General features: G+C 32.8%; 10 protein-coding genes, 1 tRNA gene and 1 other RNA gene. 1 reads left to right on the forward strand and 11 read right to left on the reverse strand.

Annotated features, from left to right (window positions below; all coding sequences use genetic code 11):
• Both IJI80_RS04045 and IJI80_RS04050 read right to left on the reverse strand, forming a co-directional pair.
• On the reverse strand, positions 1–915 hold a 915-nt coding region (locus IJI80_RS04045), incomplete at its 3' end, for a pyridoxal phosphate-dependent aminotransferase (protein WP_292787865.1).
• 170 nt (positions 916–1,085) lie between these two features.
• Positions 1,086–2,849: a radical SAM protein gene (locus tag IJI80_RS04050; protein ID WP_292787866.1), complete on the reverse strand. Its 1,764-nt coding sequence runs from the start codon at positions 2,847–2,849 to the stop codon at positions 1,086–1,088.
• Between the two features lie 379 nt (positions 2,850–3,228).
• Here IJI80_RS04050 and IJI80_RS04055 point away from each other — a divergent pair, with 379 nt between their 5' ends.
• On the forward strand, positions 3,229–4,839 hold the full coding sequence (locus IJI80_RS04055) for a transglutaminase domain-containing protein (RefSeq protein WP_292787867.1): 1,611 nt from the start codon (positions 3,229–3,231) through the stop codon (positions 4,837–4,839).
• A 137-nt stretch (positions 4,840–4,976) separates the two neighbouring features.
• Here IJI80_RS04055 and IJI80_RS04060 read toward each other — a convergent pair.
• The 9 genes from IJI80_RS04060 to hdrC form a co-directional block, all read right to left on the reverse strand.
• A tRNA-Ser gene (locus IJI80_RS04060) sits at positions 4,977–5,060 on the reverse strand.
• Between the two features lie 141 nt (positions 5,061–5,201).
• The gene (locus IJI80_RS04065; protein ID WP_292787869.1) at positions 5,202–6,317 is read right to left on the reverse strand and encodes an acyltransferase; all 1,116 of its coding nucleotides are present in this window, start codon (positions 6,315–6,317) and stop codon (positions 5,202–5,204) included.
• A gap of 143 nt (positions 6,318–6,460) precedes the next feature.
• Positions 6,461–6,774, reverse strand: an RNA gene (gene ffs, locus IJI80_RS04070) — signal recognition particle sRNA.
• Positions 6,775–7,019: 245 nt separating this feature from the next.
• A complete protein-coding gene (locus IJI80_RS04075; RefSeq protein WP_292787871.1) occupies positions 7,020–7,421 on the reverse strand; it encodes a CBS domain-containing protein in 402 nt (133 codons plus the stop codon).
• A 33-nt stretch (positions 7,422–7,454) separates the two neighbouring features.
• Positions 7,455–8,171: a metallophosphoesterase gene (locus IJI80_RS04080; RefSeq protein WP_292787872.1), complete on the reverse strand. Its 717-nt coding sequence runs from the start codon at positions 8,169–8,171 to the stop codon at positions 7,455–7,457.
• Between the two features lie 99 nt (positions 8,172–8,270).
• Positions 8,271–8,798, reverse strand: a complete 528-nt coding sequence (locus IJI80_RS04085) for a DUF2096 domain-containing protein (protein WP_292787874.1) — start codon at positions 8,796–8,798, stop codon at positions 8,271–8,273.
• The gene (locus IJI80_RS04090; protein WP_292787875.1) at positions 8,795–9,064 is read right to left on the reverse strand and encodes a DUF749 domain-containing protein; all 270 of its coding nucleotides are present in this window, start codon (positions 9,062–9,064) and stop codon (positions 8,795–8,797) included. Before IJI80_RS04090 ends, IJI80_RS04085 begins: the two co-directional genes overlap by 4 nt.
• A 345-nt stretch (positions 9,065–9,409) precedes the next feature.
• Positions 9,410–10,294 carry a CoB--CoM heterodisulfide reductase subunit B gene (gene hdrB, locus IJI80_RS04095; RefSeq protein WP_292787877.1) on the reverse strand — a complete coding sequence of 295 codons (885 nt, stop codon included), beginning with the start codon at positions 10,292–10,294 and terminating at the stop codon, positions 9,410–9,412.
• A gap of 21 nt (positions 10,295–10,315) precedes the next feature.
• Complete coding sequence (gene hdrC / locus IJI80_RS04100; protein ID WP_292787879.1) at positions 10,316–11,242, reverse strand: CoB--CoM heterodisulfide reductase subunit C; 927 nt, start codon at positions 11,240–11,242, stop codon at positions 10,316–10,318.
• Positions 11,243–11,291: the final 49 nt, after the last annotated feature.

Genomic DNA, 11,291 nt, shown 5'->3' on the forward strand with positions numbered 1-11,291 from the left:
CACTGTTTCATATCCCATATCGTTTAAGCTTGAAACGATTAGGTCTCTTCTTCTAGAGAATTCAGCAACCATCTTTTTAACTGAATCCTGTGGTCCTGTAAGCGCTTCAATAGCTCCCACTTGAGAAACTGAAGGAGCATTTGCAGTACAGTACTGGTGAACCTTAAGCAAATTCTCAGTCACTTCATCATTTGCAACCATATAGCCAACTCTAAGGCCTGTCATTGCATATGTTTTGGAAAATCCGTTGATTGTAACTACATTTTCACAGTATTCTGCAGGTGAGTGGTTTTTGGTACCATAAATAATCTTTTCATAGATTTCATCTGAAATAATGTAAAAGTCATGGTCTGTTGCCAAGTCTGCAATTCCCTTGATATCCTCCTTATCCATCACTGCACCGGTTGGATTTGAAGGGGAGTTTATGATCAATCCTTTTGTATTCTTGTCTATCTTTTCCTGAACATCATCCACTTTCATCTTAAACTCGTTTTCCATAGGAGTGGTCACTTCAACAACATTGGCTTCAGCCAATTGCACACAGGTGTAATATGATAAAAATCCAGGATTTGGAACAAGCACATTGTCTCCTTTTTCAAACAAAGCCTGTGCAGCAGTGTATAATGATTCACTTGCACCGCAAGTGACTATAACGTTTTCAGCATCAGTTTTTATATTGTTGTCTTTAGCAAGCTTTTCTACAATAGCTTCCCTAAGTTCAATCAAACCTTTATTTGAAGTGTATTTGGTGTATCCCTCATCAATAGCTCTTTTCATTGCATCCTTGATGTTTTGAGGAACATCAAAGTCAGGTTCACCGATTCCCAAATTGACTGCATCAGGATTGGTAACTTCAAACATCTTTCTAATTAGAGACAATTCTATGGTTTCAACTCTTTTAGCAGAATTTAACATAATAACACCTTTAATAAAAATAACAATTAATAGAATAATTTAATCGAATTTGAAATTGATTATTTAAAATTAAATTTTAAATTGATTATAAAAATTGATTATTATAAAAATAATAAATTTATACATTAATATATTTGAATTAATATTTTATATATTTAATTTACTTTAATTTAATTGCAAGCACCGCAATTGTAACAGATTCCATCTTCACACCATGGAGTCTGTTCACCTGTCTTAATTTTTTCATATTCTGACTTCAAGAACTCCTTGCTTACACTTACATTGATTGAATCCCAAGGCAATTCATCTTCCAAATCATAACTTGGAGCATTTTGAGCCCACTCTCTAATGCTTATCTTCTCATTCAAAGACCTTTCGATAAGGTTTCCAATATCCTTGTCTCCACATGACAATACATATTGTATAAGGCCCATTTTAGCGCTGTCAAACTTAATGTCCAAACCCTTAAGAGTCTTCTTGAGATATTTTATCTTTGACTTGATTTCCTTCATGTCATAAGTTTCCCATTGAAGAGGAGTATGTGGCTTTGGAATGACAGGATTTACACTAAAGCTGATTGAAACTTTAGGTTTTTTTCTGGACTTGATTCCTTTATCTTTTTTCTTGGATTTTTTAGATTTGGACCCACTTGAAACGCTATCATTTTCTGATGATGAAGTAGACATTGATTTAATTGAATTGGCGTTTAATTTAATTGAAGATGTAGAATTTGAATCAATATCATACTTCATAGAATCAATTTGCTTCATCATACTTGTAAGTTCTTTAATATCGTCTTCAGACTCATAGGGCAAACCGATTAAAAAATACAATTTAATATTAAAACCAAGTTCAACAGCATCACTTATGACTCTAAGAACCTCTTCATCCTTGATGTCCTTATTGATTCTGCGCCTTAGGGAATAAATTGATTCAGGCGCTATTGTCAAGGTCTTCAATCCACTTGACTTGAGTGCAGTCAAGGTTTCCTTTGTGATGGACTCAATTCTCATTGAAGGGGTGGATACCTGAAAGCCCCTTTCCTTCAATCCTTCTGTCAATTCATTTATTTTAGAGTAATCTGATACAGCAGCACCAATCAAGGATATCTTATTCAATCCAGTATTTGCTCTAGCTTCCTCTGCAATTGAAAATAAATCCTCCAGATCTGTTTCTCTAAGTGGCCTATACATATAGCTGGACATGCAGAACCTGCATCCTCTTGTGCATGCTCTTGAAACATTCAATAGAATGGAATTGGAAAATGCGGGAATGAAATCCTTATCATCAGTCTCAGTTACAATTGGACAAGTTAAATGATATATGCTATCCATATCCTCCGAAAGCACTATGTTTGTTTCATTGTTGAATTCAGAGATGTATAAACCTTCGATGTCTAAAAAAGGAGTCAAATCCATTTTATCATTAGCAATGCTCACATCATTATTATTGCTTTTAGTCTTTTTACTTTTTTTAGATAGGTTCAACGAAGAGTACAAATCCAAAAAGTCATACAAAACCGCTTCCGCTTCACCAACAACAAAAACGTCTATAAAGTCAGATAAGGGCAATGGATTAGCACTTGCACAAGGACCTCCAGCAATGATTAAAGGATCATCTGAAGTTCTATCCTCTCTTCTCAATGGAATGTCCGCTTCCCTCAACATCTCCAATACATGGAAATAATCCTGTTCATATTGAAGTGAAAATGAAACAATGTCAAAGTCAGCCAATGGACTGTTGGTCTCCAAACTTCTTGTGGAAGGATAAATGATTCTTTCAGAGTATGTATCCTCCCTTTCATTGATATAATTATAAATAATCTGGTATCCTAATGAACTCATTGCAGTCTTATAAACGTTTGGATAAACCAGTCCAAAACGTATATCTGCCTTTAGCGGATTTTTTACAATTATGTTCTTTTCCTTAAACATGCTTTAGTCCTTTTTAAAATACTTGTTTTTATAAAATCAATATAAAGTTTGTTTATACGAATATAATAAATTTTACTATGATGAAACTTAAATTTTGATATGAAATTACAAAATAAAATCAATTTAAGAACCATAGTGGAATTTATAATCTCATTTTAATATTTATATCACCATATAAGTAATATATAATCTTTATTTTAAAAATAAAACTGTGATTTTACACAAAATCACAATTAGAAAATATATTTAAATTAAAAAAGCTAAATAAGAATTAACTAATCTTTAAATAAAAAATATCATAAAAAATAACTTTTTAAAGATAGTTTAAAAATTAAAGGAGGAGAATAAAGAAAAATGAGGTGTTAGCATTAGAACTAAAATGATTATTTTGGCTTTATTGGTAGTGCTCTTCTTTAGCATAAGCAGCATAAGTGCTCAATCTATAAGTGCTGATAATTTAGATGAAAAAACCATTAAGTCTGATTCTTCATCAGTCAAGTCAAGCACTGCAACAAAAGTCAAAACAAGCACAGCAAATAAAAAAACAACAAGTACGGACAATGAAAAAACAACAAGCGCATCAAAGAAAGCATCTGCATCTGCAACAAAAGAAAATAAAACAACCGTAAACAAAAAGACATTGGCAAAGACATCAACAAGCTTTATCAACTACGTTGAAAAGAATGGGAAATTTCCAAAAGTCAGAATAAGCAATAAGAATTATTCAAATACAGAATATTTGTATTTGATGACAAAGGCTGTTGAAAACAACTCCAATCCAAAGATTGAAATAAATAGGAATATGGTGAAGAAATACAACAACAGCAATTCCAAATCCGTTAAGGGATCTTTGAATAAAACAGAGTATGTCAAGATAGCAGGCAAAACCAGAAAATTCATTGAAAAGAACAGGAGAGCTCCGAATTGGGTTTCATCATCAAAGGGAAATATCCCTTATAATCAATTGATTCTTTCATACAGCAAATGTTTAGATTTTTTCAATAAGAACAGTAGGCTACCTAATACCGTAAGGCTTGATGATTTGGATTTAGATAAAATAAATGATAAATTAAATAAGAATAAATCCGAATCTGCTGTCAATGCCAGTTCAAAAACATCAAAGCAAACATCAAATAAAACAGTGAATAAAACCACAGGCAATATTGCAAAAACCAATGCAAATAAAACAAAGAACACTACAACAAAGACGGCATCTAATAAAGAGGATGACTCTTCAAAAAATGCCAGTTTAGTTGAAAGGACTCTAAATAATATCCATAATATTTTGAATAATATCCTTGATAGGTTAGATCCGAGCAAATATCAAGCGGATGTAACTAAAACTGATGAAGCAAATGTTAAGCTAAATACCAGCAAAATCAATGTGGATATAAATGGAAAATCAACAGTGAACATTAAGGTTTCCGCCAAAAATACAACAAAGGCAACAGCAAAGAAAACTGCAACAAAATCAACTGTTAAAAAAACTGCCTCCAAGACAGTGAGCTCAAACAAGAATTCAATTAATGAAGTCTTAAGGAAATGCTTAGCTAGCAGTAAAAACTGCCAGGTGAAGAATAAGGAAATTCAGGATTTAGCAAAAACATTGACCTCCAAACTCAAATCTGATTATGAAAAGGGCAAAAAGTTATTCAATTGGGTTCGTGACAATATCCAATACAAAAAATATCGAAACACCCGAAGAGGGGCTGTAAAGACACTTCAAACAAAAAAAGGCAATTGCGTTGACCAAAGCCATTTATTGATTGCATTGTCAAGAGCTTCAGGAATTCCTGCAAGGTATGTGAAAGGAGGCAATTGTAAGTTTAGCAACGGATATGTTTCCGGTCACATATGGGCCCAAATGTATATAAACAAAAAGTGGGTGGTTGCGGATACAACAAGCCATAGAAACACTTTAGGCAACATCCGAAATTGGAACACTAAAAATTATCAGTTATGTGGCCAATTCAGTTCCATAAACTTTTAGATGGCTCAATAAAATCTTAATCTTTAGTTTTAATTGATTATTAAGCTGAATAATAATTGATTAAAACTCTTATTTTTTTAAAAAAAAACATATAAATAGCTATGAGAAAAGTTAAAAATAAAAATAGTTTAAAAAAGCGCCGGGACGGGGATTTGAACCCCGGTGATCTATTGATCATCGGATTAGCAGTCCGACGCCGTACCAGGCTGGGCCATCCCGACTAGAAATTAAAAAAAGTTATTTAATCTTTGTGTATAAAATACAACATTACTATTTTATATTTACTTATTATATAAACTTTTTCTTTTTAAGAATTGAGCATTTTACCTTTTTAAATCCGTTTCAAAATTATCTAAACATATTCATTTTGCTCCAATCCAATCCTTGACATGAGGAATCCTTGATAGGGCACTCATCACAAGTACTGAAATAAACACATCCAGAATAAACAATGTTAGGAAATAGCTTGTATAACTAAAGTAACTAATGCTGATAGACCTATACAAAATTGAAAGTATTGCTGTGTGAATAAGGTAAATTCCATAACTGTACTTCGCTAAAGTAAATGAGAATTTCTTAAATATGCTCTCCTTATCAACAAATAATTTATATAGATAAGATTTTTCATTTGATAGGAAATCAAGATTAAATTTATTGAAGCTTTTAAAGAGAATGAATACTCCAATAACTTCAATAGCTGTTAAAAATGAATATCTGTCAAAATTATAAAAACTATGGTCAGTTGAGAGCAAATAACTGAATGCCAACATTGAAACGCTTGATAAAACTATTAAAAGTATTCCAAAATAAGGGTTGTTCAATAGTTTTCTCTCAGTATACCTTAAGTAATAGCCTAAAACCACAAGCCCAATTGGACTGAAGAAGTATATGAGCTTTACTGGAAAATTTGTCTTTAAAGTGAAAGTAAATAAACATGTTAAAAGCCAGATTGAAAGGAAGTATTCCAATTCTTTTAAATCTGAATTGATAATCCATTTATTGAATATAGGCATGATCAAGTAAGTTCCAAGAATCATCCAAAAGAACCAATATGGAGCAAATCCTATTGATTTTGCCATAAATGCATTGTAAATAAATGTTAAAATGCTCATTAAGTCAAAAGACTTGATATAAGGATAGTTCAGGAAATATGATAGGGAAATTAGGATTATGCTCAATACAATTCCCCAAAATAGGAATGGTAATATTATCCTAGGCAACCTTTTTGACAGAAATGCCCTTATTGACCAAACTCTTCCAAGTGACAAAGCACCAGATAAAACTAAAAACAAGTCAACACCTATTCTAAAGCTGTTTCCTATAAATTGAGTGTAGATCCACTCAAATGAAGGAATGGTACCATAACCTGAAAGAACATACCCTCTAGTTAAAGTGTAGACATGTATCAGTATGACTGAAATTATTGCAAGTGCCCTTAAAGCATCAAAATAGAAAATTCTTTTAGATTTAATCGCCATGAAAACAATCCTTTATTTACATATTAGATTATTTAATTAAAACTATAAATAGGTTCATATGCAATAGGACAATAATTAATGAAACAATCATTGAAAAACTAGAAAAAATATGGAATGATGAAAGATATTAAAAAAAGCTCATTTAAGTGGCACATAAAGGAGTGGACACCCTTCATCAGCCGTGGTTATCTGAAAAACCAACTCCACCCCGCGGTTCTACAAGCATCAGCTGTAAGCGGTAGAGCTGCTCCTTTCCAGGCCTGACACGTTCCCACAATAAAGCCAATTAAATATTACCCTCCAGTAATACCCTTGACACCATTGATCCTGCAGGACGGGGCTTCGACATTAGCTTCACAGGCCATGATTGAATCCAAATGCCGCCTCCTCTATTTCGACTGCACCAAAGGAGATTTGTGCTTACAGAGGACTCCTAACCCTCCAGTCTAGCCAATTATAATATATTATTGTAATGTTATATAAACTTTATTAATGAAAAAATAGTTTAATTTAAAGGACCTATTTTAAAAAATACTTGATAAAAAAGGAATTTAAGAAAAAATAATGAAAAATATTAAAAATAAATAAAAAATAAGTAAATAAAATTGATAAAAAATAGAATAAAATAAAAATAAAACAAATTAAGAAAAATGGAAATAAATAGAAATAGAATAAAAATAAATTAAATTATCATAAAAAAAATTATAAATATTCTTTTAATATTTTAATAATATCCCCATCAGATATGATACCTACAAGCTCGCCATCGTCAACAACAGGCAATTGATTAATAATGCTGTCTCCAGGAGCCTTATCAAACATTACAGAAACTGCATCTTTAATGGTATCTTCAGAGGATACGCATGCAACATCCCTCGCCATAGCGGATTTAACTTTGGTACCATATTGATAATTGTCTAAAATCAAATCATGACCTAAATCGGTAGCGGTTACGATACCTACCATTTTCCCATCCTTAAGAACAGGCATTGCACTTATCTTATGTTTCATTAGCTTTTCAAAAGCGAAAACAGTTGCTTCTTCACAATCAACTGTTAAAACGTCTTTTGTCATTAAATCTTTAACTTTAGTCTTTTCTAACATATTTTAACCTCCAAAGCTTTGGGATTGAATCAATTATAATGAAACTATTCCTATGGTATACATAGCATTTTCATCCACTTCAATTAAAATTGCATGTCCCTCTGCAAGTCTTCCAGGGTTTGCAACAGTGGTGTTACCTATCATGTCAATGGAGCATGCTTCGTGTACATGACCACAGATGTTTATGTTAGGCTGGAATTCATGAATAGGCTTTTTAACACCTTGACTTCCCACATGAGCACCGCTTTCAATGGTATCTGCTTTAGTGTCATATGGAGGTGCATGAGTAAGCAAAATGGTTACTCTAGGAACTTCATCGTTTCCAATATAGTCATACTCAGCTAAAAGCTCATATACATGGCGATAAATCTTGTCATCATCGATTTCTCCAGGAGTGTTGAATGGAGTAGGATTGGATCCCCCATAACCCATGATAACCACATTTTCATAAGCTATCAATTGATCATGCAAACAGAATGCAGGCCTTTCATCAGGACCGCTTTCCTTAATGGCATTACAGATACCTGCAGGGTCACAGTTACCTGGAATTGCAAATACATCCACATTGCATTCTTCAACTATTTCATCGATAAATGGTTTTACAAAACTTAATGGTTCAAATTCAGTAATGCTGAAATCTGTAATATCTCCAGCAATCAATACTAAAGAAATATCATCATTTTGTTTTAAGTAATTGATTAAATCTTCACTTTTTTTACCGTGCACATCACTAATTGCTAAAATTTTCATTTTAAAACGACCTTAAAACTTTAAAATTCAATTAAAATTGACTGTGTAATTATAATTCAAAAATGATTAGAAAAAAGAAAAATCTTTTTATCATTATGTTTATTCAGCGAAAAATGGAGCCATTTCCTTTAAAGCCAATTGGATATTTGATTTTTCACCATACAATGCAATGGTTGAATCAGTGTCAAATTCCATTATGAGTCCATAATATTCAGCTATTTCCTGCACTCTATCTTCTGCAATTGGATTTCTTAAAGTAATCTTTGCATATGATAATCCTGGAGGAACATTTTGAATGAATCTAGATTGTGTATCTGAAATCTTAAAGATTTCTTCTCCCCTATTTGCTCTTTGAAGCTTGTCTAACCATTCCTCATAAAATTCCTTGTCATAACTTTCTGCAAGAGAGAGCAATACTCCTTGAATCTCATTTAAGGACATGTCAGCTTTAGCCATCTCATTGATCATATCTGGGTGAGATGGGTCTTTCTTGTAAAAGCCAATTTGGGATTTGACAAGCCCTAAATCCTTATTCAATTCCTTTGGAATTGGAATGCCTTTCTTGTGCAATTCTGAAGAAAGGTTAGCCATAACCAACCAGGATTGTTCTATAGGCAATGTACTCATAAATGTCCTTCCAATATTTTTAAGGTAGTGACATTGACTTTTGCGTCTGCTTCTCTTAACTCTCTTTTGATTTCATTAAGATTGTTGTATTTGTCTAAAAAGAGAACATGATGACTGCCAGTGCCAGTGATATCTAAAATAGCGATTTCATCATTATCATCAATTTCATCTCTGCCTTCAATAGCTGCCTTAAATTGTACATAAGGACCATATTCTTCAGGAAGGTCTTTAAATTTAAATATTCCGCCTAAAATTGCAATAAACATATTATTTCTCCAAATTCTTAATTTATTAAAATCATCTAGTAAGACCAGTGATCAGACCAGAAAACTAGTGTAATTATTATCCAAATCTTATATAATTTTTATATTATTAAATTATATGAATATATTTTTAGTTATAGTAATTAATATAGTTTATTATTATACTAATAATTATTATACAATATAATAATTCAATATTATTAAATCAGTTTACTAATATACTAATAATTTTTAGATCATTGGGCAATTAAAATTAACAAAAGTAGCGGTTTAAATAATTATTAAATATTCGAACTAAAAAAATTGATTAAAAAAAAAGAAAATAATAAGTAGAATAATAATATCTACTTATGCTAATTTTTCTAATACAGGAGCTGCATCGATTAATTGTGCATCGAAAGTTAATTCGTCTGCGCTTAATCCCATAGCTAATCCGTATAATTGAGCTAAGTGCATTACAGGGAATGCAAAGTCAGTTCCGTATTTTGCGTTTACTTCAGTTTGACCTACATCGAATTGTAAGTGACAGAATGGACAAACTTCTACAATAGCGTCTACACCAGCTTCAGCCATAGCGTCGAGTTTTTCTTTGGTGTAACTTAAGGTTACGTCAATATCTCTAGCTCTTAAACCTCCACCTGCACCACAGCACATCATTTTGTTTTTGTAAGGTACAGATTTAGCACCAGTGATTTCTACTAATTCATCTAAGATGGTTGGGTTTTCTGCGGATTCTTCGATACCTACTTCTGCGGTAGGTTTTAAGAAGTGGCATCCGTAGTGTACAGCTACATTAATACCTAAGTCTTTAGTGAACATTTCAGATAATTTGTCAAGACCTACGTCGTTGTATAAAATTTCTGCCATGTGTCTTACTTTAGTTTCACCTTTGTATTGTTTGTCAGTAGTTTCAGCTAAAATAGCGTTAATTTCTTCTTTTTTAGCTGGGTTTTCTTTTAATAAGTGGTCACATTCACGTAAGGAACCAAAACAACCGTTACATTCGGTCATGATTTCTGCACCCATTTCTTCTGCAATAGCGAGGTTACGTGCTGCAATAGCTGCCCAGGTGGTTTGGTCGAAGGATCCGAATACACCAGGTGCAGGACAACAAGAAGCTCCTTCCATGTCTTTTAATTCAATGTCTAATTTATCGAATAAGATTCTAGTTGCTTTTTCGATACCAGGGTAACGGTTGTTCATAATACAACCTAAGAAATATGCAATCTCCATAATAATAACTCCTTAATAAATCTATTCTAATTCTCCTTTTTCCATGTTGAAACCGATTAATTTATCGAATTCACATGCTGCACAGATTTTTTGTACTTCTTCTAATGCTTCAGGGAAAGCATGTACAGTTGGAGGTAATTCGTCAAGTCCAATAGCTTTTCTTAAATCTTTGGTTTTGTCGTTGATTGGTACACCGTGACCGAATTTAATTACATAGGACCCAGTTGCTTTGTGAGCATCTGCCATGTATCCAGCTTTAGCTGCTTCGTTACGTGCCATTTTGATGATGTCTACGATTTTTACACTTCTAGGACATCTTTCTTGACAGGTGTAACAGGTGGTACACATCCATAATGCAGGATCAGATACTACTTCTTCTCTGAGTCCTAATAAACATTTTCTTACAATTTGTCTTACTCTGTAAGGAGTTCTTCTACCAGAAGGACATCCTCCACCACAGGTACCACATTGGAAACAGTGGTCTACAGTTTCAATTCCAGCATCAACGAATTTTTGAGTAAATTCTTTATCAATATCATCCATTGAATATATATCATTTTCTTTTAATAAAGTCATATTATCGCTCTCTTCATTTTCTTGTGAAGCTTCTTCTTCAGGAGCTTCATCTTCTGAAAGTTTATCGTCATTATCTAAAGAAACTTCCTCTTCAGGAACCTCTTCAACTGCTTCTTCAACAGCTTCTTCTTCAACAGGAGCCTCTTCAGCTTCAACTTCTTCTTCAGCTTCAGCTACTTCTTCAATAGGTACGTCAGTAGCTTCTTCTTCAGAAATAGTTTCAGAATCAGATTTGGTTTCAATTTCCTCTTCTGAAGATGTCTGTATAGAATCAGCAGCTTCTTCAACAGACTCTGCTTCTTTAGATAAGTTCTCTTCTATATCTTTATTTGCCCTACCGATGAGGGATTTAAGAGTATCTAACACAGACATTGAAAAACACACCTAGGACAATCATAGGTTTACCTCACGTCCTTAATTA

Source organism: Methanobrevibacter sp. (genome assembly GCF_017432245.1).
Classification (GTDB): domain Archaea; phylum Methanobacteriota; class Methanobacteria; order Methanobacteriales; family Methanobacteriaceae; genus Methanobrevibacter.